Genomic DNA, 25,768 nt, shown 5'->3' with positions numbered 1-25,768 from the left:
GGTCACTGTTCCGATTTCAAAATCGTCATCCTTGCCGTATATTATCTTATCGCAATCCGTTCATTACAGGCTATTTACATTAATGAAAGAAATAGAGAAGCTCCTCGCGAACAATGACATGTGGTCAAACTCTATCAGTAAAGATGACCCCGATTTTTTTGAACACTTGGCGCAAGCCCAGAAACCCCGTTTTCTGTGGATTGGCTGTTCAGACAGCCGCGTCCCCGCAGAGCAACTAACTGGTCTGAAAGCGGGTGAATTATTCGTTCACCGCAATGTAGCCAATCTGGTTATCCATACGGATCTCAACTGCTTGTCCGTGGTGCAATACGCCATCGATGTTTTGCAGGTCGAACACATCATTATCTGTGGTCACCTTGGTTGTGGCGGTGTCGAAGCGGCGATCAAAGGTGAAGAGATGGGCCTTATCGATAACTGGTTACTGCATATTCGTGATCTTTGGTATAAGCACAGCTCACTGCTGGGTGAGCTACCACAAGAAGAACGCAGCGATATGTTATGTAAAATCAATGTCGTAGAACAAGTCTATAACCTGGGTCATTCGACTATTGTCCGGTCCGCCTGGAAGCGTGGGCAGAAAGCCATGATTCACGGCTGGGTCTATGGTATTGAAGATGGCAAACTGACTGATTTGAAAGTCTCGGCCACCAGCCTCAGTAGCCTTGAAGTCCTTTACCGTGAAGCGATGGCAAAGTTACTGCAACCTAATAGAAAAGACTGAACAGTCGCCAGGGAGGGTGTTCAAGCACACCCTCTCCCATCCCTAAATGCTGCTAAAGACACTCGAACTCAAAATATTGACGTGCAGTGACCAGCGGCAAATAAGGCGTAGCGAGCTAAGTCAGTTTGAGTGCGCCCAGCACGCAACAACCGGAGCGTACACGTAGTACGTGAGGATTCTAAGTACTGCGTAATCTCAAAATGGCGACGCACAGTAGCCGTTCCTGATCACTCGTCAAACATGACAACCTTTCCTACATAAGGAAGATGTCTATATCTTTGAGCATAATCGATACCGTAACCCACCACGAATTCATCAGGAATAGCGAAGCCGACCCACTCAACCGGCACCTGAACTTCGCGACGCTCTGGTTTATCCAGCAACGTGCAGATAGCCAATGATTTTGGCCCACGCAATTGCAGAATTTCACGCACTTTACTTAATGTATTACCGGAGTCGATTATATCTTCAACAATCAGCACATCCTTACCACGGATATCTTCATCCAAATCTTTCAGGATTTTCACATCTCGCGTGGTACTCATGCCATTGCCGTAGCTGGAGGCCGTCATAAAATCGACTTCATGGGAAACATCAATGGCACGGCATAAGTCAGCCATAAACATAAATGAGCCACGGAGCAACCCGACCAGCACCATTTCACTGCCGCTGTCGCGGTAGTGTTCGGAGATTTGGCGGCCTAATTCGGCAATTCGGGCTTTGACTTCCTGCTCGGAAATCATGACTTCTACAGTGTGTTTCATAAGTATTTACGTCGCTTTTTTACGTTACTTGCCACAAGAAAGCCGCTGAGTTTACCATAGCCTAAGCGATGTTGCGACGGACTCACCCGCCGCACACATAACCTGTTGATACCCCCTAAGCGCTGACGGTAAAACCCAACATCATGCCAGTATCTTCATGTTCCAACAGATGGCAGTGGGCCATATAAGGCATACTGGCTGGTGCGAGGTGACTAAAACGCACTAATATCTCACTGCGCGCACCTTCCACTCGTACAATATCTTTCCAGCCACGGCGATGCTCTGCCGGTGGTTTGCCGTTCTCTGTCAAAATACGGAACTGTGTCCCGTGGACATGGAAAGGATGTAACATCATGTCGCCTTCACCAGAAACGGTCCACTTCTCGAATTTCCCGAGCTTCGCGTCAAACGCCGGTTCAGTCATCGAGAACGGTTTGCCGTTAATCATATTGGCATGGCTGAAATCAAAAGCTGCCGTGCCTTTCATCGCGCCACTCGCCATGCCTTTCATATTGCCACTCTCCATACCGGCCATATTGCTGTGATCCATGCCATTCATGGCACCGTTACCCATGTTCATGCCAGCCATTGCTTGCATACCATAACGGCTCATCAGCGCTTGCATCCCTAACATATCCAATTTCGGATCCATCATCAGTTGGAACCAGCGCTCTTGCAGGCCAGTGGCATCGGCTAATGCCGGTACCACAACCAGCGAATCCGGGAGCACCTTGCTACCGGCGGCCAGTGATGGCTGAATGCGCAATACCGGTAATGGCTTATCGAACGGGGCCAGGGTCATACCCATCTGTTTCACTGGCAAAGTAACCAGATCAAGCGGCTTACCATCAGCGGTATCCACCAGCACCTCAAAACGTTCACCCATCAGTATTGGCAACTCACGCACGGCTACCGGTTCGGCCAGTAAGCCACCGTCGCTGGCAATCACATACATCGGGCGGCCATCGCTGAGTGCCAAATTAAGGGAGCGGGCATTACAGCCATTGAGCAGCCTTAGCCGCACCCAACCGCGTGGGGTGATTTGCTGCGGATAGTGTGCTCCATTGGTAAACATCCGATCGCCAAACCAACCAACAGCCGCCGTTATCACATCTAACTGATAATCAATCTGCCCATCTTTACCCAGTAATTTATCCTGCAAAATAACCGGAATATCATCTACACCCCACAGCTTTGGCAGAGGAAGTTTCTCGCTCTCACTGTCATCGATCAGGACCAATCCGCCTAAGCCCATGGCCACTTGCTGGCCAGTCTTCCCATGAGTGTGGGGATGGAACCAGCAGGTAGCCGCCGGTTGATCGACACTAAAAACAACCTGCCGGGTTGTGCCGGGTTGAATCAGTGCCTGTGGACCACCGTCCACTTCGCCGGGGATTTCCAGTCCGTGCCAGTGCACCGTGGTCGCTTCTGGTAGGGAATTAGTGATATCAATAGTGACCGGTTTGCCTCGTTGCAAACGGATGGCAGGCCCCAGTAGATTGCCATTATAACCCCAGGTCTGCGTTGCTGCGGAGGGTAGCCAGGCCACAGTACCGGTCTGGATATTCAAATTAATTTTGCTATTGGCATCGGGCTGGAGCAGAGGTGGAATAGGCAGTGGTGAGAAATCTGCGGCCAAGGCCGCGCGGCTCCATAACGGCAGTGAAGTGGCGGCTCCAAGAGCTGCCGTTAACTTAATAAAATCACGGCGATGCATGGTCGTCTCCATCTTGATAATGAGTGAGTGCCTGCAAGACACAAAAACAGCAGTCTGTGAGCTTAAACCCTCCCCTTACAGGAAGGTCAAGACGTAATCAATCACTTGGTGAATCAATCCAAATCAGGTAAGTGATTCTGGTGATAAATCTGCTTGCAGTAACCTCGCCTGGCAAGGCGCATGGTGCGGGAGAGTCACCTGCATCGCTAACAACCCTGCGGCTTCAAGTACGAAGGGTATAATAAAATTTACTCTGAACCATCACAGTGTGATAACGTCTGTTAACAATGAACAAGCCTGTTTCCGCTATGAAAAGAACAACGTTAGTTATGCTGCTGCTTACTCTGTGCGGATTTTCATCTGCCAGTTCTGCATTAAGTGAATCCGAAGCAGAAGATCTTGCGGATCTGACTGCGGTATTTGTCTATCTGAAAAATGATTGTGGTTATAACGAATTACCCAATAACGAAATCAAACGGGCTATCGTCTATTTTGCTCAGCAAAATCGCTGGGACCTGCGTAACTATAATAGCTTTAATATGAAAGCGTTGGGCGAAGAGAGTTATCGCGACCTGCGTGGTATTGCTATTCCAGTTCCTACCAAATGCAAGTCTCTGGCCCGTGACTCGTTGAGTTTATTGGCTTACGCGAACTAACAATCCCGCCTTTATCCTTTCAGTCTGAAATTCCACCGTGCAACCTCATCCAGAGTTGGCTATGATGTTGCCCCCATTTTTCATGGCTGTTACTGCGAAGGAGAAGCCCCGAACATGTCACAGAAAGAACTATGGTATGAAACATTGCATGCCAACTTCGGTCAGTATTTTTCAGTAGAAAATGTGCTGTACCACGAGAAAACCGAGCATCAGGATCTGGTGATTTTTGAAAATCCCGTGCTGGGCCGTGTCATGGCACTGGATGGCGTGGTTCAGACGACCGAGCGCGATGAGTTTATCTATCACGAAATGATGACTCATGTGCCGTTACTGGCCCACGGTCAGGTGAAGAAGGTACTTATCATCGGTGGTGGTGATGGTGCCATGCTGCGTGAAGTCAGCCGCCATAAAAATATCGAACAGATTACCATGGTGGAAATTGACGCCGGTGTCGTGGAGTTCTGCCGCCAATATCTGCCGAATCACAGTGCGGGTGCCTATGACGATCCTCGTTTCACATTAGTTATTGATGATGGTGTTAATTTCGTTAACCAGAGCACTGAAAAATTCGATGTCATCATCTCCGACTGTACCGATCCCATCGGCCCAGGAGAAAGCCTGTTTACCTCAGTTTTCTACGAGGGATGTGCCCGTAGCCTGAACCAAGGCGGCATTTTTGTGGCGCAAAACGGCGTATGCTTCCTACAACAGGATGAAGCCGTCGGCAGCCACAATAAGCTTAACCACTATTTCAGTGATGTCAGTTTTTATCAGGCCGCAATTCCGACCTATTATGGCGGTATTATGACCTTCGCGTGGGCGACTCAGAACCCCTCGCTGCGTCAGTTGGATCTTGCCACGCTACAACAGCGTTTTGCTGAAGCAGGCCTAAACTGCCGCTACTATAACCCAGCCATTCATGTCGGCAGCTTTGCCTTGCCGCAGTATCTGCTGGATGCCTTAACAGCCAAATAAGGAGGTGAACTAAATTGTCCAAGCTTAAACTACACGGCTTCAACAACCTGACCAAAAGCCTGAGTTTTTGTATTTACGATATTTGTTATGCCGAGACCGCAGACGACCGCGATGGCTATATCGCCTACATTGACGAACAGTACAACGCCAACCGCCTGACCGAGATCTTGAGCGAAACCTGCTCGATCATTGGCGCAAATATATTGAATGTCGCACGTCAGGATTACGACCCTCAGGGGGCGAGTGTTACCATTCTGGTCAGCGAAGAACCGGTCGATCCGCGCGATGTTGATACCTCTGAGCACCCCGGCCCGCTGCCAAATGCAGTGGTTGCCCATTTGGACAAGAGCCATATCTGCGTTCATACCTACCCAGAAAGCCACCCTGAAGCGGGGTTATGCACTTTCCGCGCAGATATCGAAGTCTCTACCTGCGGAGTGATTTCACCGCTGAAAGCCCTGAATTACCTTATCCATCAGTTGGAGTCCGACATTGTTACGATGGATTATCGCGTGCGAGGTTTTACCCGTGATATCAATGGGATAAAGCATTTTATCGATCATAAGATCAACTCGATTCAGAATTTCATGTCTGACGATATGAAGTCGCTGTATCACATGATGGATGTGAATGTTTATCAAGAAAACATCTTTCATACCAAGATGATGTTGAAAGACTTCGATTTGAAGCATTATCTGTTTAACGCCAAGCCGGAAGAGCTGAGTGCCGCAGAAAGAGAACGTATTACTCGCCTGTTATATAAAGAGATGCAGGAAATCTACTATGGCCGCAATGTGCCAGAAATGTGATACGTTGCCGGTAATACCACTGTATTTATATGTTATTAATCAGTAATAAGTCAGACAAGAAACCGATTAATCGGGCATAACTCTTTTTGCCCGGTTAATACCTCCAACTCAAGGAATGACCCCGCGAATGAACCGCCTCCCCACCCTATATGGCATTATTGCAATCCTGCTTTGGAGCATGAGTGTCGCTTTAACGCGCGGACTATCTGAAACCTTGGGTCCGTTTGGGGCCGGAGCGGCAATTTACAGCCTGAGTGGAGTTTTGGTGTGGTTGGTGGCGGGTAAACCTACGTTACGTGGACAGCATCCAGCTTATCTGTACGGTTGTGGTTTACTATTTGTGGTGTATATGGTGGCGTTCGCTTTGGCTATTGGTATGGCTAATGACCGTCAGCAGACACTGGAAATTGGCTTGATCAATTACCTGTGGCCGAGTTTAACCTTGCTGTTAGCGGTTCCATTACTTAAGCTGCGTGCCCGTTGGTGGTTATGGCTGGGAGTTGCACTTGCTCTATTCGGTGTAATCTGGGTAGTCAGCGGTGGAAACGGACTAGATATCAACGTATTGAGCACCAATGTTCGCAGTAACCCTCTGGCCTACAGCCTGGCACTCATCGCGGCGTTTACCTGGGCGGCTTATTCCAATCTGGTCCGTTTGTACAGCCGTGGACCAGGGGCGTTGCCGCTGTTTTTACTCGCCTGCGCCCTGTGTTTGTGGGTCATGTTCTTTATGCTGACCCCCGGCAAGTTGCATTTCACCACACGGGCAACATTTGAACTGTTACTTATGGGAGCCAACACTGCGCTGGCCTATCTGTGTTGGGATATTGCCATGAAAAAGGGCAATGCCACATTAGTGGCTGCTCTATCCTACTTCACACCACTGCTATCGATATTGATTGCCAGCTTGTGGCTCAATACCCTGCCCTCAGCCGCTTTCTGGCCTGGAGTGGCGATGGTGGTGGTAGGTTCTCTGCTGTGCTGGTCTGCCAGCCGCAATCCCCTTCGGACTTGAAGCCGCAGATAGGCAGCAACTCCAAGTTCTTTGAGTAAATATTTTATTTAGAAGTAATGAAGTTACGATAGCCTTTCAATACCAGCAGAAAGTCCTCTAACCCGCACAGACAGAGGCTTTCTTCATCATAGTAATTCATGCCCTCTTCCATCTCATCGCCGTCTAGATCCAGTTGATTGGCACGCACCATCACTTCTTCCCCATCCAGCCACAAGGTATATTCATGGCCGGTCAACTGCCACTGGCGCTCACTGCCTTTCACTTCCATAGCGGCAGCTTCAATTTGATCGAGTTTCGCCAGGTCGCCCTTAATCTCTTCATTGAGCCAATGGCCGATCACTTCATGTCCCATGGAGAATCTGACCAGCACTTGCCCTGTTAAATCACGCAAGAATTCATAGTCCATAGCATGCCCTCCTGATGCTCTTATAATTATTGTAACCGTATTTAGCCCACCCACTTGGCGCAAGCTCGCAAAGCCGGTAAATACCACTAAGATTTCACTACCAGACGGTTTGTTTAAAATAGAAACGGGAGGCCATAGGCCTCCCGTCAGATACGTATTATACATCATACCCAAAGTAATTGGTGTTACAGATAGGCGGCAAGCTAACAGCCCTGTAACTCCAAAGACAAAGGGTATAGCTGTTTAGACTGCGGTTTGGAAGATAACACCGTCAGCTTTGTCCGTATATTGGCTCAACTGATCGAAGTTCAGGTAGCGATAAGTATCCTCTGCGGTCTTATCAACCTGAGCCATATAAGTTTGATATTCCTCAGGCGTTGGCAGACGCCCCAGCAGTGATGCAATCGCCGCCAGTTCAGCCGACGCCAGATAGACATTTGCCCCATTCCCCAAGCGATTCGGGAAGTTACGGGTTGACGTAGAAACCACTGTCGCACCATCAGCCACACGAGCCTGGTTACCCATACACAGTGAACAGCCCGGAATCTCAATACGGGCACCACTCTTACCAAAGACGCTGTAGTAGCCCTCTTCAGTCAACTGTGCGGCATCCATTTTGGTCGGCGGTGCAACCCACAAACGTGTTGGCAATTGGCCTTTATGTTGATCCAGCAACTTACCCGCCGCACGGAAGTGGCCAATGTTGGTCATGCAAGAACCGATAAACACTTCATCGATCTTGCTGTTAGCCACATCAGACAACAAGCGAGCATCATCTGGATCGTTTGGCGCACACAGAATAGGTTGTGTGATATCAGCCAGATCGATTTCGATTACCGCTGCATATTCCGCATCGGCATCGCCTTCCAGTAGATTTGGATTCGCCAGCCAGCTTTCCATACCATTAACCCGGCGCTCCAGCGTACGGCGGTCGCCGTAGCCTTCCGCAATCATCCACTTCAACAAGACGATATTGGATTGCAGGTATTCAGTGATCGGCGCTTTATCCAATTTAATGGTACAACCAGCAGCAGAACGTTCAGCGGAAGCATCGGCCAACTCGAATGCCTGTTCGACTTTCAGCTCTGGCAGGCCTTCAATTTCCAGAATTCGGCCAGAGAAGATGTTCTTCTTGCCTTGCTTCTCAACCGTCAGCAGGCCTTCCTGAATCGCGTAGTAAGGAATTGCATGCACCAGATCACGCAGAGTGATACCCGGCTGCATTTTACCTTTAAAACGCACCAGCACCGATTCAGGCATGTCCAAAGGCATTACACCTGTTGCGGCCGCAAAGGCCACCAAACCAGAACCTGCCGGGAAGGAGATCCCAATCGGGAAACGAGTATGGGAATCACCACCGGTACCAACCGTATCTGGCAACAGCATGCGGTTCAACCACGAGTGGATGATGCCATCACCAGGACGCAGCGATACGCCACCACGGTTCATAATGAAATCAGGCAAAGTATGGTGAGTGGTCACATCAACGGGCTTAGGATAAGCGGCAGTATGACAGAATGACTGCATCACCAAATCAGCGGAGAAGCCCAGACAGGCCAGGTCTTTCAGTTCATCACGGGTCATCGGGCCGGTGGTGTCTTGTGAACCGACCGAGGTCATCTTAGGTTCGCAGTATTCGCCTGGGCGCACACCTTCAACACCACATGCGCGGCCAACCATTTTCTGTGCCAGCGAGAAGCCTTTATTGCTTTTGGCAACTGGCTTCGCCACACGGAATACTTCGCTGACTGGCAGACCCAGCGACTCACGAGCTTTAGTGGTCAAGCCACGGCCAACAATCAGTGGAATACGCCCACCAGCACGGACTTCGTCCAGCAACACGTCAGTTTTCAGCTCGAAGGTCGCGAGTATCTCACCAGTATCATGGCGGCGTACTTCGCCGAGATACGGGAAGATATCAATCACGTCGCCCATGTTTAGATTGGCAACATCCACTTCGATTGGCAAAGCACCGGCATCTTCCATCGTGTTAAAGAAGATCGGGGCAATTTTGCTGCCCAGCACCACACCGCCGCCGCGCTTGTTCGGCACGTAAGGGATGTCGTCGCCCATAAACCACAGCACCGAGTTGGTGGCGGATTTACGGGAAGAACCGGTACCGACCACATCACCGACGTAGGCCAGCGGGAAACCGATTTTGTTCAGTTCTTCGATCTGTTTGATCGGGCCAACGCTACCCGGTTGATCTGGGTGAATGCCTTCACGGGCATTTTTCAGCATCGCCAAGGCATGTAGTGGAATATCAGGGCGCGACCAGGCATCTTGCGCCGGGGACAAATCATCGGTATTGGTTTCACCGGTTACTTTGAATACGGTGACCGTGATTTTTTCGGCCAAAGGCGGTCGGGAGAGATACCATTCGGCATCAGCCCAGGATTGCATCACCTTCTTGGCGTGTGGGTTACCCGCTTTGGCTTTTTCTTCCACATCGTAGAAGTTATCAAACATCAGCAAGGTGTGAGATAACGCTTTGCCCGCAATCGGTGCCAGCTTTTCGTTATCTAACGCATCAATCAGCGGATGAATGTTATAACCGCCCTGCATAGTGCCAAGCAGTTCAATCGCTTTTTCAGCGTTAATCAGAGGGGAGTTGGCTTCACCCTTGGCAATCGCCGCCAGGAAACCGGCTTTAACGTAGGCTGCTTCATCAACACCGGGTGGAACACGGTTGATCAGCAGATCTAACAAAAATTCTTCTTCGCCCGCCGGCGGATTTTTTAATGATTCAACCAGCGCGGCCATTTGTGATGCATCTAATGGCTTGGGGACGATACCCTCAGCAGCACGCTCGGCTACGTGCTTACGGTATTCTTCTAGCACGACTCTCTCCTCGCTTTTATTGTCATTTATACCCATCATCTTTCAAACCGCAGATGTGTTGGCTGCTCTCGCTCACCCGAATCACTTACTTATGTAAGCTCATCGGGACTCTCTCGTTGGCCGCCTTCCTGCACCTTGAAATCTATTGGGTATATTTCCAGGCTATCAGTAGCCACCAGCCATCATCACTGATGCAGTAGGTGTAAGTAAGATGCCCAGTTTGCCCAGCCAGCATACCAGTATTTGAACTCAGTGTTAATTCGTTCACATAAAAGCAACATTAAATTTTTGCTGAATCGTTGAGCGCAGTGTAATCACCTGAAGTATTGATAATGGCTCTCAGTTAGCCTCTCACCGTAGGGCAATATCCGCAAAAACACCGCTGTATGATAACCACAGTAAATGAATGGATACCATCTCTCTATGAGAATCTCGTGCTATTGATATGACTTTTAGGGTGATAAATAACGAAGGGAAGATATTGTGGCGATAAATGAAGCAGAAACAGTCGATAACCACTGTTTCTGCTTTGATAAAAGACTCTATGCCCCAAGTATGAAGGGCATTTAGAATTGGGTATTCAAGCTAACAAAATAGGTCCGGCCCGGCTCATTGTAAGTCGCTGCCCCTGCACCCGCGATACCGGCTACGCTCTGAGCATTCCCGGCACGGAACTGGCGTTTGTCGAACAGGTTTTCAATCCCAGTGGTGACACTGACATTTTTTGTCACTGTATAGCTAGCACTGAGACCAAAGATGGCATATGGGCTGACTTCATTGCGTGCCGTACCCGTAACCGGCAGACCTTGATAGTCATATTTTTTCGGCTTCTGACGCCCATACCAGGTCACCGTGGATAGCAGTGACAAATCATCAGTTGCCTGCCAGTTCAGTGAACTATTCAAAGTAAACTCCGGCGTGATCGATAAGTAATCACCGGTGCTTTTGTTCTTCGACTCCAGCATGTAGGTCAGATTGCTGCTCCACTGTACTGTCTCAGTGAAGGGCACGGTCAGATTACCTTCCAACCCTTCCACCAACGCTTTCGGCACGTTACTCCACTTGAAGATATCGGAATTAGCATAAGCACCGGTACCACCACTGGCAGTCCCGAGGGAGACCAAACCCGGCTCGATCTTATTACGATAATCATTACGGAAGTAAGTGATACCGGCAATAATGCCGTCATCGTGGAACTCGAACCCGATCTCTTTGTTTACGCTGGTTTCAGCAGACAGAGAATCATTACCCATCAGGTAGCAACTGCCGCCACCGCCATAGCAACCTTGACCACGGCTATATAACAGATAGTTAGGGTTGGTTTGATAGAGATTTGGCGCTTTATAAGAACGGGCAATACCCATTTTCATGGTGAAGTAATCACCCAGTTCCTGTGACAGATTCAGGCCCGGACTCCAGTTACTTCCCGCGGTGCTGTGATGATCAAAGCGCAGTGCTGGGGTGAGCATGGTGGTATCCGTCAACTCGATATTATCCTCAACAAATACCGAGGCTATCTGCGCCGAGCTACGAGTATTACGCCCAGTCCCCGTCAAGCCGCTGACACTGCCACCCTCACTCGTCGTTTGGGTATTAGAGCTTGGATCGTTCATTTTCTGGTCATTCCATTCCGCCCCCACGGTCAGCACCTGATTAACGCCCAATTCAAATGGCAGGTTAACCTCGGAGTGGGCCAGATAGTTGTCCAGCTTGATAGTACTGAAATATTTATTTGAGAATATGCCTTCTGTACCGCCCGCCAGCCCCTCATTAATTCGTGAGTTGCGCGTATCTTCATACTGAAAATAGGAGGTTGTACTGACGCCGTTATCCCAAAAGCCACGGTGTGTTAGCGAGAAATTATCGCGGTACATCACGTTAGTTTCCGCACCGTATAAGCTGCGAACTATGGCATTGCTGTTTGTGTTTTGTGTATCACCGGCATAAATATTTCCCTGGCGGCTATAACCTGCCTCGAACTCCAGAGATTGGCCTTGGGCAAATTCCCAACGCAGTAACCCGTTGATATCTTTATTTCGTACCCCTTCACGGCCAGCAGGCAGTGTACCGGCCTGGTTACCGGTACGGGCAGATTCATGGCCTTGGTTAATATCCCAATCATCAGCATCGGTTTTATTGTATCCGCCATACAAGCGGAAACTGACGGTATCACTTAGCGGCCCCAACAGACTGAAATCGGTACGACGAGTCGCGCCTTCCTCGCTGTGCTGCGGCAGGTTCATGTAGGCGTTCCAGCTACCATGTAGTTCTTTGTCCGGCTGTTTGGTGATGATATTCACTACACCACCGGCTGCACCGTTGCCATAGCGTGCCGCTGACGGCCCGCGTAAAACTTCTATTTTCTCAACCATATTCGCGGGAACCCAGTTGGTATCACCACGGGTATCACGTTCACCACGCCAGCCATAACGCACCGCATTACGGCTGGAGACCGGTATGCCATCAATCATAATCAGCGTATTTTCAGGTCCCATGCCACGAATATCAATTTGGCGATTATTGCCACGCTGACCACTGGCAGAGTTACCGGAAAGATTAACACCCGGCATGGTGCGGATAATTTCGGACAGGTCATTCGCGGGTGGCCGTTTGCGGATATCTTCTGCGGTGATAGTGGATGCCCCCAGCGCCTGACGAACTTGCTGTTGAGCGGTCACCACCAGCGTATCTCCGGTGGTTGCCGACCCACCGGCCACAGCAGGCTCTTGCTGCGATGTGGTGGCGGTTGTTTGCGCTGTCGTCTGTGTCGCTGCTGTGGACTCAGCTTGATTTGTCGCTTGAGTTTGTGCCCAGAGCGGAGTCGATATGCAAATACCGATCAATGTCGTCAGAGAACGCCGTTGCCATTTTACTTTCATTACACTTTCCCCTGATGCAAAAAAGCCCACAGCAAATATCCGCAGAGTAAAATCTCTGGCAATCTATTCGTTGGGCGATAAAAGCGAACAAGATTGATAATTATTTCCATTATCAATTCATCGCGTTAATTGTTACATTTGCATATAGGGAAAAGGTTTGTGCAAACAGCAAATCTGTTTGTCAAAACGTCAATGTTGTCATAATGTCAGTGGAGAGTTCGTCATGTCGGCGGTGAAGCAAAACAAATTACGCAATGTCTCTCCCTCATCCAAACCGATTTATCGTGAACAAATTGTGCAACAATCGAATCTGGTTGCCAGTGATTATCAACTGAGCAGCGTGAAATCATTGTCCACTGACCCGGTATTGTTTGGCGACTTTCAAGTATTGCGTCTGAACCCACATCTGATTTTACATACCGCGAATGTCACCAACCTCTGTGATATCAAGACACAAAACCGGCTTAATCCAGCACTGAAACTGGCTATTGTGGTTAGTGGCAGCGCGCATATCTCATTCGGCGGTCAACAGTTGCATTTGCAGGAAAAAGGCGATGCCTCGCTGGTCTCATTAACTGAAAGCACCCTGTTTACTCGCCACGGTAAAAACAACAGTCACGAGCGCACATTAACACTGACTTTTGACCGTGAATGGCTGTATGGCGATTTGCTGCCACAAGCCGGTGCATGGGATACGTTGTATAACTTTACCCAACAGCATCTGGCGATTCATTTATGGCGCCCATCAGTTCACTCGCAAGCCATTGCTCAGAAAATAGCGAGCGCCCCACCCTTTTCAACGCCGCTGGAGCGGTTGCAATGGGAAACACAATGTATTGGGCTGATCATTGAAGCGTTCAGTTCACTGGAGCAGCAAGCTCAACAGCAAAATAAAATCTCATTACGTGGATTGAACCGAGTTCAGCGGGTACGTGACTGGCTGGAAAGTGGTGAGGCTGACCACCTATCGATGAGTGAATTAGCCGGTCTGGTGAATATGAGCCAGAGTACCTTGCAGCGACGTTTTCGTGAAAGTTACCACATTACGGTATTTGAATATCTGCGCCATTGTCGTTTAAAGCGGGCTATGCTGGCATTACAGAAAGAAGGAGTCAGTATCGATCAAGCCGCCGCCATTGCTGGTTATACCAGCCCAGCCAACTTTGCCACCGCACTGCGGCGGACCTTTCATATCTCGCCCAGCCAACTACGGGCGGGATCGATTTTTGATCGATAAAAAATACCTGAGTGATAAAAACCTTTAAACAAAAAAACGGCCCCTGTTAAGGAGCCGCTTCATTATCTTGCTGTATTAGCGAAAATTATTTCTTTTTCGCTTTCGGATTAGGCAAGTCGGTAATGCTACCTTCGTAGATTTCCGCAGCCAGACCGACAGATTCATGCAAGGTAGGGTGAGCATGGATGGTCAACGCGATATCTTCCGCATCACAACCCATCTCGATCGCCAGACCGATTTCACCTAACAGTTCACCACCGTTAGTCCCAACAATGGCACCACCGATGATACGGTGAGTTTCTTTGTCGAAGATAAGTTTAGTCATACCGTCTGCGCAATCTGAAGCGATAGCACGGCCCGATGCCGCCCACGGGAAGGTGGAGGTCTCAAAGCTGATGCCTTTTTCTTTCGCTTCTTTCTCAGTCAGACCCACCCATGCGACTTCAGGTTCAGTGTACGCAATAGATGGAATGACTTTCGGATCGAAGTAATGTTTCAGGCCGGAGATAACTTCAGCAGCAACATGACCTTCGTGCACACCTTTATGTGCCAGCATTGGCTGACCCACGATGTCACCGATAGCAAAGATATGCGGCACGTTGGTACGCAGTTGTTTATCAACGTGGATAAAGCCACGCTCATCAACTTCTACACCAGCCTGACCGGCATCCAGCAATTTGCCGTTAGGTACACGGCCAATAGCCACCAGAACGGCATCATAGCGCTGTGGTTCTGCTGGCGCTTTTTTGCCTTCCATCGTGACATAGATACCGTCTTCTTTGGCTTCTACCGCCGTCACTTTGGTTTCCAGCATCAGGTTGAACTGCTTGCTGATGCGCTTGGTGAAAACTTTCACCACGTCTTTATCAGCAGCCGGAATAACCTGGTCAGCCATTTCTACCACATCAATTTTCGAGCCCAGCGCATGGTAAACCGTACCCATTTCCAGACCGATGATGCCACCGCCCATAACCAGCAGACGTTCAGGTACGGTTTTCAGTGCCAGTGCATCAGTTGAGTCCCAAACACGTGGGTCTTCATGAGGAATAAATGGCAGTTGGATTGGGCGAGAACCGGCCGCGATAATCGCGTTATCGAAGGTAATGGTAGTTGGGCCATTTTCGCCTTCAACCACTAAGGTATTCGCGCCAGTAAATTTACCAAAACCATTAACCACTTTGACTTTACGGCCTTTAGCCATACCTGCCAAACCACCGGTCAACTGATTGATAACTTTCTCTTTCCAGACACGGACTTTATCAATGTCAGTTTTAGGCTCACCAAAAACGATACCGTGTTCAGCCAGCGCCTTAGCTTCTTCGATAACTTTGGCAACGTGCAACAATGCCTTGGAAGGGATACAACCCACATTCAGGCAAACACCACCCAAAGTAGAGTAACGCTCAACCAGAATGGTTTCCAAACCTAAATCCGCGCAACGAAAAGCAGCAGAGTACCCTGCTGGACCTGCCCCAAGTACCACGACCTGAGTTTTAATTTCAGTACTCATCATGACCTCTTAATTGTTTGTCCGGCGAAATACCCTTCATCTTTCAAACTGTAGGCGCGTTAACACCCCTGCGACTTCAAGAACGAAAGGTATAACAAGGCCGGCGCTAAGCCGGCCTTGACGATTACATCACCAGACGACGAATGTCGGCCAGCATGTTGTTGATGATGGTGATAAAGCGCGCACCATCAGCACCGTCAATCACACGGTGGTCGAAGGAGAGCGACATCGGCATCATCAGACGCGGCTGGAACTCTTTACCGTTCCAGACTGGCTCTATCGCAGACTTGGATACACCCAGAATAGCCACTTCCGGCGCGTTAACAATCGGCGCGAAGTGAGTTGTCCCGATACCGCCCAGGCTGGAGATGGTGAAGCAACCGCCCTGCATTTCGCCAGCGGTCAGCTTACCATCACGAGCTTTCTTGGAGATAGCCATCAGTTCACGGGACAGTTCAGTGATGCTTTTCTTGTTCACATCCTTGAATACCGGAACGACCAGACCATTTGGCGTATCTACCGCGACACCGATGTTGATGTACTTTTTCAGTGTCAGCTTCTGACCGTCTTCGGACAGTGAGCTGTTGAAACGTGGCATCTGCTCGAGAGCAGCAGCAACAGCTTTCATGATGAACACCACTGGGGTGAACTTCACGTCCAGCTTACGCTTGGCAGCTTCGTCGTTCTGCAGCTTACGGAACGCTTCCAGATCGGTGATATCGGTTTTGTCGAAGTGAGTTACATGTGGGATCATGACCCAGTTACGGCTCAGGTTCGCACCAGAGATTTTCTGGATACGGCCTAATTCAACTTCTTCAATCTCACCGAACTTGCTGAAATCAACTTTCGGCCAAGGCAGCATGCCCGGCAGACCGCCGCCAGTGGCAGCAGTTGGTGCTGTTTCAGCACGTTTGACCGCATCTTTCACGTAGGCCTGAACGTCTTCGCGCAGGATACGACCTTTACGGCCGGTACCTTTCACTTTCGCCAGGTTTACGCCAAATTCACGCGCTAAACGGCGGATAACCGGCGTGGCATGCACGTAAGCGTCATTCTCAGCGAACTCGCCTTTGCTCTCAGCTTTCGCGCCAGGAGCGCTGGCCGCTTTAGCCGGTGCAGCAGCAGGAGCCGCTTGCTGGGCAGGCGCGGCAGCAGGGGCTGCGCCTTCCACTTCGAACACCATAATCAGCGAGCCGGTTTTAACTTTGTCGCCAGTGTTGATTTTGATTTCTTTAACGGTACCGGCAAATGGTGCTGGCACTTCCATTGAAGCCTTATCGCCTTCAACGGTGATCAGTGATTGTTCAGCGGCAACTTTATCCCCGACTTTAACCATCACTTCAGTCACTTCAACTTCATCATCGCCGATGTCTGGCACGTCGACATTTTTAACCGCAGAGGCTGTTGCCGCCGCCGGTGCTGCTGCCGGTGCTGACTCAGTTGCCGCAGCGGGTGCCGCAGCACCTGCTACTTCAAATACCATGATAAGAGAACCGGTGCTGACTTTATCGCCAGTGCTGATTTTGATCTCTTTAACGGTACCGGCGAATGGCGCTGGCACTTCCATAGAGGCTTTATCGCCCTCTACAGTGATCAGCGATTGTTCAGCCGCAACAGTGTCGCCCACTTTGACCATAATCTCGGTGACTTCAACTTCGTCAGAACCGATATCCGGCACCGCAACGTCTTTCGCCGCGCTGGCCACAGAAGCCGCTGCCTGAGCCGGGGCTGCTGGCTTTTCTTCGGCTGTTGCAGGCGCCGCAGCGGCACCTGTTGCTTCGAAGATCATCATCAGTTTGCCGGTCGCGACAGTATCGCCAACTGCAATTTTGATTTCTTTAACTACGCCCGCCTGCGGTGATGGGACTTCCATGGAAGCTTTATCACCTTCAACGGTGATAAGCGACTGTTCCGCTTCAACGGTATCGCCTACTTTCACCATAATTTCGGTGACTTCCACTTCATCTGCACCGATGTCTGGTACGTTAATTTCAATAGCCATTTGTTCTTTACCTCTTATGCCAGACGCGGGTTAACTTTATCGGCGTCGATACCAAACTTGGTAATTGCTTGTGCAACTACGCTGGCGTCGATGTCACCGCGTTTAGCCAATTCACCCAGAGCTGCAACCACAACGTAAGAAGCATCAACTTCGAAGTGGTGACGCAGGTTCTCACGGCTGTCAGAGCGGCCGAAACCATCTGTACCCAGAACGCGGAACTCGCTGGCAGGAATGAAGTTACGAATTTGTTCAGCGAACAGCTTCATGTAGTCAGTTGAAGCAACTGCTGGTGCGTCGTTCATGACTTGAGCCACATAAGGAACGCGTGGCGTTTCTGTTGGGTGCAGCATGTTCCAACGCTCACAATCCTGACCATCACGGGCCAGTTCAGTGAAGGATGTTACGCTGTACACATCAGAACCAACACCGTAGTCGTTAGCCAGAATCTGAGCCGCTTCGCGAACGTGACGCAGGATTGCACCTGAACTCATCAACTGCACTTTGCCTTTGCTACCTGCAACAGTTTCCAGTTTGTAGATACCTTTACGGATACCTTCTTCTGCGCCCTGTGGCATTGCTGGCATGTGGTAGTTTTCGTTCAGCGTGGTCAGGTAGTAATAGACGTTTTCCTGCGCTTCACCGTACATACGCTCCAGACCGTCATGCATGATGACAGCAACTTCATAAGCATAGGCCGGATCGTAAGAGATACAGTTCGGGATAGTCAGTGACTGAATGTGGCTATGACCATCTTCATGTTGCAGACCTTCGCCATTCAGAGTAGTACGACCTGAAGTACCACCGATCAGGAAGCCACGCGCCTGTTGGTCACCCGCAGCCCAGCACAGGTCACCGATACGTTGGAAACCAAACATGGAGTAGTAGATGTAGAACGGGATCATTGGCAGATCATTGGTGCTGTATGAGGTCGCAGCAGCCAGCCATGAAGAGGCAGCACCCAGTTCGTTGATCCCTTCTTGCAGGATCTGGCCTTTTTCGTCTTCTTTGTAGTAAGCAACCTGCTCACGGTCTTGCGGGGTGTACTGCTGACCATTCGGGCTGTAAATACCAATCTGACGGAACAGACCTTCCATACCAAAAGTACGCGCTTCGTCAGCAATGATTGGAACAATTCTGTCTTTGATAGATTTGTTCTTCAGCATCACGTTCAGCACACGCACGAAGGCGATAGTGGTAGAGATCTCTTTGTTCTGCTCTTCCAGCAAGGAGCTGAAATCTGACAACGCAGGGATTTCCAGCTTCTCGGTGAACTTAGGCATGCGGGTTGGCACATAGCCTTCCAGCGCCTGACGACGTTCATGCAGATATTTGTACTCTTCGGAATCTTTCTCGAAGGTAATGTAAGGCAGTTTTTCGATATCAGCATCGGCAACTGGCACATTGAAACGATCGCGGAAGTGGTGAACCCCTTCCATGTTCATTTTCTTCACTTGGTGAGCAATATTTTTACCTTCTGCTGTTTCGCCCATGCCGTAACCTTTAATGGTGTGGGCCAGGATAACAGTTGGTTTACCGGTGGTTTCTTGTGCTTTCTTCAGTGCGGCAAAGACTTTCTTCGGATCATGACCGCCACGGTTCAGAGACCAGATCTCATCGTCGCTCATGTCTTTCACTAATGCAGCAGTTTCAGGGAAACGGCCAAAGAAGTGTTCGCGGACATAAGCGCCGTCTTTGGATTTAAAGGTCTGGTAGTCGCCATCCAGGGTTTCGTTCATCAATTGGATCAGTTTACCGCTGGTATCTTTACGCAGCAGCTCATCCCAACGACTACCCCAAATCACTTTCAGAACCTGCCAGCCAGCACCATTGAAGATACCATCCAGCTCATTGATAATCTTGCCGTTACCGGTAACCGGGCCATCCAGGCGCTGCAAGTTACAGTTGATAACGAAGACCAGGTTATCCAGTTTTTCACGGGTCGCGATGGTGATCGCACCTTTGGATTCCGGCTCATCCATCTCGCCGTCGCCCAAGAAGGCGTACACGGTCTGTGCTGCAGTGTCTTTCAGACCACGGTGATGGAGGTATTTCAGGAACTTGGCCTGATAGATTGCACTGATTGGGCCAAGGCCCATAGATACAGTTGGGAACTGCCAGAATTCAGGCATCAGTTTCGGATGCGGGTAAGAAGACAGACCCTTACCATCGACTTCCTGACGGAAGTTATCCATTTGCTCTTGAGTCAGGCGGCCTTCAAGGAAAGCACGCGCGTAAACACCTGGAGAAATGTGGCCCTGGAAGTAAACCAGATCGCCGCCGTCTTTTTGGTTACGAGCACGGAAGAAGTGGTTGAAGCAAACCTCGTAGAAGGTAGCGGAAGACTGGAAGGATGCCATGTGGCCGCCCAAATCCAGATCTTTCTTCGACGCACGCAACACGGTCATCACAGCATTCCAACGGATAGCGCTACGAATACGACGCTCAAGCTCCAGGTTGCCAGGGTAAGCGGGTTCGTCTTCTACCGCGATGGTGTTGATGTAATCACGGTTGGCAGAACCTGCCGCAACGCTCACGCCACCTTTACGGGCTTCGCCCAAAACCTGATCAATCAGATACTGAGCACGCTCAACACCCTCTTCACGGATGACCGATTCGATCGCCTGTAGCCAGTCGCGGGTTTCGATCGGATCCACGTCATTATTTAAACGTTCTGACATGGTGGTATTCCTTATCTGTTTCTAATGGTTTATTTGGAGCCTATCTTCCTGTGCTTTAACCCCAGGCTAAAGCACGTGCCCTGGTGAAAACACCGGAAGATAGGCCCATCAGTTTGTCCCCGTCATACTTCAAGCTGTAGAGGCGTTGGCTGTACTCTCTCACCCCAGTCACTTACCCAAGTAAGCTCCTGAGGATTAATGAGTCTCTTTGAGACTCACCCTACGGGCTAGCATAAATGCTGTTCAAATCGGCCTACGACCGATTTGTCATTCCCTTGCCGCCTACCTACAACTCGAATTATTTTGGGTATAGTTGCCGCTAATAATTCTCAAATGAGAATAACTACCCAACGAAATTGGAGTTACGGCAGCGCTGCCAGAGAACGAATCTCGATGAGCTGACCCAAGTCAGTGATTCGGGTGAGTTCACGCAGCTGACAACCCTGTAGCTTCAAGTACGAGGGGTATAAAACGAGTTATTGAGGTCTTGCAGAGGCGCAACCTGAATGATTCGTTTCTAGTCCTTGCGCTGTTGGAGCCGACGCAAAGATCGCTCACGGCGACTGTGCTCCCGACTAAGATCCAACAGAATTTCCTCGATAAACGCCAAGTGACGGTGTGAAGCTTCGCGGGCTTTCTCTGGCTCGCGTGCCACAATCGCCTCAAAAATCCCGGCGCGGTGACTGCTTACTGTTGCCAGCATTTCGCGGCGCGAGTAAAGCAATTCAAAGTTCTGTCTTACGTTTTGTTCCAGCATCGGCCCCATGCAACGCAGTAAATGCAGCAAAACCACATTATGCGCAGCCTCTGTGACAGCCACTTGATACTGCATAACGGCATCTGCCTCAGCATCTAAATCGCCGTTATCCTGCGCTTGCTGAATAACAGTATGGCATTCACGGATACGTTGCAGATCTTCATCAGTGCCGCGCAATGCTGCATAATAGGCAGCAACACCTTCGAGAGCATGACGGGTTTCTAACAGATCGAATTGTGATTCTGGATGGTCAGCCAGTAGCTCTGCCAGCGGATCGCTAAAGCTTTGCCACAGATTGGTTTGCACGAAAGTCCCGCCCCCCTGACGACGCAACAGCAGTCCCTTAGCTTCTAAGCGCTGAATTGCTTCTCGCAAAGAAGGTCGGGAAACATCAAATTGCTTCGCCAACTCGCGTTCAGGCAGTAATTTCTCCCCCGGACGCAGCGTCCCTTCCAAGATCAGGTATTCGAGCTGCTGCTCGATGACATCTGATAATTTGGGCTGACGTATTTTGTTGTAGGCCATAATTTGTTGTAAGTCGCGCTGTAAGCCGTATTGAGTGAATCGTCTCTGCGAGTAGCGCGGAGTCAATTGGTAATACCAATTTCAAAAACGTGACGATAAAGTAACAAAGTATTCACTAGCTGTCCATACGGACCTTGACCAAAATCATGAAACCCAGCACATTTTAACAACTTCACTGATAAAGCAATGCAAAGTGATAACGTAGCAGTGGTAATACCATTACCTGGCAGCCTCGGGTTTTAACTTTTATGAAACGGGTAATTAGGCAAGCTGAAGCGTTAAAGTGATTTTATTTGTGAATATAAATCCTGTAAATTTGAATTTATATTCAAACAAAAACAAGAAAAGTCTGTATCCCTCTGTCTCTCGCCTTAAAACTGGTATGACCATTATAAAAATGGCTTACTGGTGGCTTTTCAACCCAAAAAAGCACATTCCTGCTTTTCCTCAAAACAACAGCTTGATCACGCATCAACATTTTTCTTGCTGTTTTGGCTAAAACTTCACCGATTAAAATAAAAAGCAGATGCAATAATTCTCGCCTACCACTATTCTCTTTTAAACGGTAGCCCAAAGAGAAAATTCCCAGAAAAGCCACCGTAAACAAAATAATACAAATAATGTAATCAAAACCTTACGCATAGCAAGCGGCACCTATTTATACCCAATAGATTTCAAGTTGCGGGAAGGCGGTAAGAGATTATTCCAAGGATGGGCTGAGTAACGAGTACAGCCAATATATTTGCAGTTTGAAAGATGACGGGTTTGCCCGCTAAAAGTGACAACGACAGAGGATGCAACAATGAGTGTTCAACAGGAAGGTGCAGAGCTAAAGCGGGGGCTTAAAAACCGCCACATACAGCTTATTGCCTTAGGTGGCGCAATTGGTACCGGATTATTCCTTGGTATCGCGCAAACCATTCAAATGGCGGGGCCTTCAGTGCTACTGGGGTATGCAATCGGCGGCTTTATCGCGTTTCTGATTATGCGCCAGTTAGGAGAAATGGTAGTCGAAGAACCAGTCGCGGGTTCTTTTAGCCACTTTGCTTACAAATATTGGGGGAACTTTGCCGGTTTCGCTTCTGGTTGGAACTACTGGGTACTATATGTGTTAGTGGCGATGGCCGAACTGACCGCCGTAGGTATCTATGTACAATATTGGTGGCCGGAGATCCCAACATGGGTGTCAGCGGCAGTATTCTTCTTAGCTATCAATGCCATCAACCTGGCAAATGTCAAAGTGTATGGTGAAATGGAGTTTTGGTTCGCCATCATTAAAGTGGTCGCTATCATTGCAATGATTCTGTTCGGTGGATGGTTACTACTTAGCGGGCAAGGCGGCCCGGAAGCCACTGTGACTAACTTGTGGGCACAAGGCGGCTTCTTCCCTAACGGTGTCATGGGCTTGGTTATGGCAATGGCGGTGATCATGTTCTCCTTCGGTGGCCTTGAGTTAGTCGGGATTACCGCCGCAGAAGCCGAAAACCCAGCCCAAAGCATCCCCAAAGCAACCAATCAGGTTATCTACCGTATCTTGCTGTTCTATATTGGTTCTCTGGCAATCTTATTATCACTCTACCCGTGGGGAAAAGTGGTCGAAGGCGGTAGTCCATTTGTACTGATCTTCCATGCACTGAACAGCAATGTGGTCGCAACTGTATTGAATATCGTGGTACTGACAGCAGCATTGTCGGTCTATAACAGTTGTGTTTACTGTAACAGCCGCATGTTGTTTGGTTTAGCCAAACAAGGCAACGGCCCGAAAATGCTGCTAAAAGTCGATGGTCGCGGGGTACCTGTTATTGCTATCGCCGTCTCTGCATTTGCCACCGCTTTCTGCGTACTGATTAACTATCTGATCCCAGGCCGAGCCTTCGAATTACTGATGGCACTGGTAGTATCGGCGCTGGTGATCAACTGGGCGATGATTAGCCTTGCGCACCTTAAATTCCGTGCCGCTAAAAACCGCCAAGGTGTGATCCCACAGTTCAAAGCCTTCTGGTATCCGTTCAGCAACTACCTGTGCTTGCTGTTCCTCACCGGCATTTTGGTCATTATGTATCTGACACCGGGTATCCAGATTTCTGTGCTATTGATTCCAGCTTGGGTATTGCTACTGGCTATTGGCTACAGCCTGAAAAATCGTAACCAACGCGCCAAATCCTGATAGCAGATTTCTCTCGGGAATCTGACGACATCATAGCTAATGGGTCAGCCACAGCGCTGACCCGTTTATTTTATTGTTTAACAAAACCGTGTTCGACTGACTCGCCATCTTCCATAACCCATTGATCCTATAGTGCTGTGCGTCCCAACAGTACAAACCAGATAATGAACAGTTTGATATTACTTATGTATTGAATTTATCACGTTTCCTTTTTTGCCGTCTGGTTCAGACTTTGATGGCGATGGTACATTTGTGCATCTCTATAACCATTAACTTCTGATATCTCCCCGATTGAACAGCAATTATCCATCTTCAATGACTGTTTTTGATCCAAAACGGAGAGAATATCCATGAATACAGAACTAATAGTGAAGGAAAAGATCAGATATGAGATGGGGATGAGGTATGCGGGCTAATTAATCATATTTCGTTAAGACCGCACTGGCCGAGCACAAACTCTCCGGCCAGTGCCATAAATCAGAAAACTAAACTAGTGCACCATAAATGGTCAGTAAAGCCACGACTACAATCACCGTTAGTGTCACTTTTCGTGCTAACGAGACCGCAGACCTTGGCGTCTGTACTGGGTCTAAATGAGGCTCACGAGCCAAAGAGTACTGCGCTAATTGGGTCAGAACCTGATACTGCTGAGTTCTGAAATCGCCTAATGAGGCAAACCAAGCTGGTAATGCTCTTTCGCCGTGCCCCAACAAGGCATATGCCACACCCACCAACCGCACAGGTATCCAGTCCAGCCAATGTAACAGACGATCAATACCAGATTGAGAACGCTGTAAAGGTGTATGGTGTCGGGCTAACCAGGTTTGATATCCGCGTAACATCGCATAGCCTGCTAGCGCTACGGGGCCATAGTTAACACATACAACAAACCAGAAGATAGGCGCTAAATAGTAACGGAAGTTTATCCACAACAAGGCATTTTGTAGGGATTGTAAGCGAGCTTTCTCTCCGCTATCCATGGGTAAACCATGGATTAATGCTAACTCTTCTGCCATTTTATCGGTGGCATGGGCATCATTTTGGCGGGCAGCTTTAAGGTAGGCTCGATAGTGTTTACGAATCCCCCCGGCACCAATGCATAGCAGGCAAATCAGAATCCAAATCAACAACAGGGGGAAACCAAACAAGATATTCTGCACTAACTGCAAAATCAGCCATACCAAGGCCATCCACACGGCAGTCAGCAAAATAGTTTGTGCCAACGAAAAACGGTGTAAACGCGTGAATACGACTTCAAGGCGGTGGTCTAACTGCCAATGTTCGCCGAGTTTAAACAAGCGCTCCCATGCTAGCACCAGCAACAGCGTAAACAGTGTCATTAGCTCTTATTCTCCCTTTGCACTTAACCAGCCCTGGAAACAGGGCATATGCCTCCCGGCATGTATAAACCACACTATAAAACCAGGCAACAAGCAGCTGAGCTGCTCGACAACAAACCTGCGGTGAAGACTGAATCACCAGCATCACGATGGCGATGTTAACTTCACTAAACTCTGCTGATACAAAGCCCAATCAAAAGCGGGGCCAGGGTCGGTTTTACGTTGTGGCGCAATGTCACTATGGCCCGTCACCCGATCAACAGTTATCGGATAATGAGCAAATAACAGCACACTTATCTCATTCAAACTCCGATATTGTGCGGGCGTAAACGGTAACACATCCGTTCCTTCCAGCTCGATCCCAATAGAAAAATCGTTACACCGCTCACGCCCGCCAAAGCTTGAGACTCCAGCATGCCAAGCGCGTTGATCAAACGGAACATATTGAATAACTTCACCATCACGACGAATCAGACAGTGGGCTGAAACTCGCAAGTGAACAATATCAGCAAAATAAGGATGTTCATCGGCATTTAGTGTGCCAGTGAAAAGCTGATCGATATATGGGCCACCAAATTCACCAGGGGGCAAACTGATATTATGAATTACCAGCAGCGAAGGTACCTCGCATTCTGGCCGTTGATCAAAATGGGGAGAAACGACCCGTTTAACCCCTAAAATCCAGCCATTTTCTAACTGCATTGTTTATCTAAGCCCCCTAATAGTACACTTCAACTGGCTCTTTTAT

General features: G+C 49.2%; 19 protein-coding genes. 7 read left to right on the top strand and 12 right to left on the bottom strand.

Translation table 11 applies throughout. The features are described 5' to 3' along the window. Positions 1–82 precede the first annotated feature (82 nt). On the top strand, positions 83–742 hold the full coding sequence (gene can / locus Q2T72_RS04015) for a carbonate dehydratase (RefSeq protein ID WP_050086084.1): 660 nt from the start codon (positions 83–85) through the stop codon (positions 740–742). A 227-nt stretch (positions 743–969) separates the two neighbouring features. Here can and hpt read toward each other — a convergent pair whose 3' ends face one another. Both hpt and cueO read right to left on the bottom strand, forming a co-directional pair. Continuing rightward, entirely contained in the window at positions 970–1,506 is a 537-nt protein-coding gene (gene hpt, locus Q2T72_RS04010; protein ID WP_083160470.1) for a hypoxanthine phosphoribosyltransferase, read from the bottom strand. Positions 1,507–1,621: 115 nt separating this feature from the next. Continuing rightward, complete coding sequence (gene cueO / locus Q2T72_RS04005; protein WP_372568685.1) at positions 1,622–3,223, bottom strand: multicopper oxidase CueO; 1,602 nt, start codon at positions 3,221–3,223, stop codon at positions 1,622–1,624. Positions 3,224–3,531: 308 nt separating this feature from the next. Here cueO and Q2T72_RS04000 point away from each other — a divergent pair, with 308 nt between their 5' ends. From Q2T72_RS04000 to yddG, 4 genes are all read left to right on the top strand, one after another. After that, entirely contained in the window at positions 3,532–3,879 is a 348-nt protein-coding gene (locus tag Q2T72_RS04000) for a YacC family pilotin-like protein (RefSeq protein WP_016266377.1), read from the top strand. Between the two features lie 114 nt (positions 3,880–3,993). Beyond that, the gene (gene speE, locus Q2T72_RS03995) at positions 3,994–4,854 is read left to right on the top strand and encodes a polyamine aminopropyltransferase (protein ID WP_083160474.1); all 861 of its coding nucleotides are present in this window, start codon (positions 3,994–3,996) and stop codon (positions 4,852–4,854) included. 14 nt (positions 4,855–4,868) lie between these two features. Next, positions 4,869–5,663 (top strand): adenosylmethionine decarboxylase, encoded by a 795-nt coding sequence (gene speD / locus Q2T72_RS03990; protein WP_083160476.1) that lies wholly within the window; start codon positions 4,869–4,871, stop codon positions 5,661–5,663. A 127-nt stretch (positions 5,664–5,790) separates the two neighbouring features. Continuing rightward, positions 5,791–6,678 (top strand): aromatic amino acid DMT transporter YddG, encoded by an 888-nt coding sequence (gene yddG, locus Q2T72_RS03985; protein ID WP_083160478.1) that lies wholly within the window; start codon positions 5,791–5,793, stop codon positions 6,676–6,678. Between the two features lie 43 nt (positions 6,679–6,721). On the opposite strand, the gene yacL is transcribed toward yddG, so the two are convergent. The 3 genes from yacL to Q2T72_RS03970 form a co-directional block, all read right to left on the bottom strand. Further along, positions 6,722–7,084 (bottom strand): protein YacL, encoded by a 363-nt coding sequence (gene yacL, locus Q2T72_RS03980; RefSeq protein ID WP_083160480.1) that lies wholly within the window; start codon positions 7,082–7,084, stop codon positions 6,722–6,724. A gap of 243 nt (positions 7,085–7,327) precedes the next feature. Continuing rightward, on the bottom strand, positions 7,328–9,925 hold the full coding sequence (gene acnB, locus Q2T72_RS03975; RefSeq protein ID WP_372568684.1) for a bifunctional aconitate hydratase 2/2-methylisocitrate dehydratase: 2,598 nt from the start codon (positions 9,923–9,925) through the stop codon (positions 7,328–7,330). Positions 9,926–10,491: 566 nt separating this feature from the next. Continuing rightward, entirely contained in the window at positions 10,492–12,804 is a 2,313-nt protein-coding gene (locus tag Q2T72_RS03970; RefSeq protein WP_153046286.1) for a TonB-dependent siderophore receptor, read from the bottom strand. A 223-nt stretch (positions 12,805–13,027) separates the two neighbouring features. Here Q2T72_RS03970 and Q2T72_RS03965 point away from each other — a divergent pair, with 223 nt between their 5' ends. Next, the gene (locus tag Q2T72_RS03965; RefSeq protein WP_372568683.1) at positions 13,028–14,041 is read left to right on the top strand and encodes a helix-turn-helix domain-containing protein; all 1,014 of its coding nucleotides are present in this window, start codon (positions 13,028–13,030) and stop codon (positions 14,039–14,041) included. 85 nt (positions 14,042–14,126) lie between these two features. On the opposite strand, the gene lpdA is transcribed toward Q2T72_RS03965, so the two are convergent. The 5 genes from lpdA to Q2T72_RS03940 form a co-directional block, all read right to left on the bottom strand. Continuing rightward, the gene (gene lpdA, locus Q2T72_RS03960) at positions 14,127–15,551 is read right to left on the bottom strand and encodes a dihydrolipoyl dehydrogenase (protein WP_050086092.1); all 1,425 of its coding nucleotides are present in this window, start codon (positions 15,549–15,551) and stop codon (positions 14,127–14,129) included. A 124-nt stretch (positions 15,552–15,675) separates the two neighbouring features. Then, entirely contained in the window at positions 15,676–17,553 is a 1,878-nt protein-coding gene (aceF, locus tag Q2T72_RS03955; protein ID WP_372568682.1) for a pyruvate dehydrogenase complex dihydrolipoyllysine-residue acetyltransferase, read from the bottom strand. Between the two features lie 14 nt (positions 17,554–17,567). After that, positions 17,568–20,231, bottom strand: coding sequence for a pyruvate dehydrogenase (acetyl-transferring), homodimeric type (gene aceE / locus Q2T72_RS03950; protein WP_083160488.1), 2,664 nt, complete (start codon positions 20,229–20,231; stop codon positions 17,568–17,570). A gap of 517 nt (positions 20,232–20,748) precedes the next feature. Further along, complete coding sequence (gene pdhR, locus Q2T72_RS03945; RefSeq protein WP_049613280.1) at positions 20,749–21,513, bottom strand: pyruvate dehydrogenase complex transcriptional repressor PdhR; 765 nt, start codon at positions 21,511–21,513, stop codon at positions 20,749–20,751. A gap of 328 nt (positions 21,514–21,841) precedes the next feature. After that, complete coding sequence (locus Q2T72_RS03940; protein ID WP_372568681.1) at positions 21,842–22,087, bottom strand: hypothetical protein; 246 nt, start codon at positions 22,085–22,087, stop codon at positions 21,842–21,844. 228 nt (positions 22,088–22,315) lie between these two features. On the opposite strand from Q2T72_RS03940, the gene Q2T72_RS03935 reads away from it, so the two are divergent. Continuing rightward, the gene (locus tag Q2T72_RS03935; RefSeq protein ID WP_372568680.1) at positions 22,316–23,680 is read left to right on the top strand and encodes an amino acid permease; all 1,365 of its coding nucleotides are present in this window, start codon (positions 22,316–22,318) and stop codon (positions 23,678–23,680) included. Between the two features lie 485 nt (positions 23,681–24,165). Here Q2T72_RS03935 and ampE read toward each other — a convergent pair whose 3' ends face one another. Further along, complete coding sequence (gene ampE / locus Q2T72_RS03930) at positions 24,166–25,020, bottom strand: beta-lactamase regulator AmpE (RefSeq protein WP_083160492.1); 855 nt, start codon at positions 25,018–25,020, stop codon at positions 24,166–24,168. Positions 25,021–25,164: 144 nt separating this feature from the next. After that, entirely contained in the window at positions 25,165–25,722 is a 558-nt protein-coding gene (gene ampD / locus Q2T72_RS03925) for a 1,6-anhydro-N-acetylmuramyl-L-alanine amidase AmpD (protein WP_372568679.1), read from the bottom strand. Positions 25,723–25,768: the final 46 nt, after the last annotated feature.

The sequence above is a fragment of the Yersinia sp. 2466 StPb PI genome (assembly GCF_041538325.1).
Taxonomy (GTDB): Bacteria; Pseudomonadota; Gammaproteobacteria; order Enterobacterales; family Enterobacteriaceae; genus Yersinia; species Yersinia enterocolitica_E.
Note: the sequence above shows the minus strand (reverse complement) of the source record. Positions and strands in the feature narration are given on the sequence as shown.

Bases quoted from the DNA above. Each gene is read 5' to 3' on its own strand.
- can (WP_050086084.1), top strand. From the start codon at position 83: ATGAAAGAAATAGAGAAGCTCCTCGCGAACAATGACATGTGGTCAAAC.
- hpt (WP_083160470.1), bottom strand. From the start codon at position 1,506: ATGAAACACACTGTAGAAGTCATGATTTCCGAGCAGGAAGTCAAAGCC.
- cueO (WP_372568685.1), bottom strand. From the start codon at position 3,223: ATGCATCGCCGTGATTTTATTAAGTTAACGGCAGCTCTTGGAGCCGCC.
- Q2T72_RS04000 (WP_016266377.1), top strand. From the start codon at position 3,532: ATGAAAAGAACAACGTTAGTTATGCTGCTGCTTACTCTGTGCGGATTT.
- speE (WP_083160474.1), top strand. From the start codon at position 3,994: ATGTCACAGAAAGAACTATGGTATGAAACATTGCATGCCAACTTCGGT.
- yddG (WP_083160478.1), top strand. From the start codon at position 5,791: ATGAACCGCCTCCCCACCCTATATGGCATTATTGCAATCCTGCTTTGG.
- yacL (WP_083160480.1), bottom strand. From the start codon at position 7,084: ATGGACTATGAATTCTTGCGTGATTTAACAGGGCAAGTGCTGGTCAGA.
- Q2T72_RS03970 (WP_153046286.1), bottom strand. From the start codon at position 12,804: ATGAAAGTAAAATGGCAACGGCGTTCTCTGACGACATTGATCGGTATT.
- Q2T72_RS03965 (WP_372568683.1), top strand. From the start codon at position 13,028: ATGTCGGCGGTGAAGCAAAACAAATTACGCAATGTCTCTCCCTCATCC.
- lpdA (WP_050086092.1), bottom strand. From the start codon at position 15,551: ATGAGTACTGAAATTAAAACTCAGGTCGTGGTACTTGGGGCAGGTCCA.
- aceF (WP_372568682.1), bottom strand. From the start codon at position 17,553: ATGGCTATTGAAATTAACGTACCAGACATCGGTGCAGATGAAGTGGAA.
- aceE (WP_083160488.1), bottom strand. From the start codon at position 20,231: ATGTCAGAACGTTTAAATAATGACGTGGATCCGATCGAAACCCGCGAC.
- pdhR (WP_049613280.1), bottom strand. From the start codon at position 21,513: ATGGCCTACAACAAAATACGTCAGCCCAAATTATCAGATGTCATCGAG.
- Q2T72_RS03935 (WP_372568680.1), top strand. From the start codon at position 22,316: ATGAGTGTTCAACAGGAAGGTGCAGAGCTAAAGCGGGGGCTTAAAAAC.
- ampE (WP_083160492.1), bottom strand. From the start codon at position 25,020: ATGACACTGTTTACGCTGTTGCTGGTGCTAGCATGGGAGCGCTTGTTT.
- ampD (WP_372568679.1), bottom strand. From the start codon at position 25,722: ATGCAGTTAGAAAATGGCTGGATTTTAGGGGTTAAACGGGTCGTTTCT.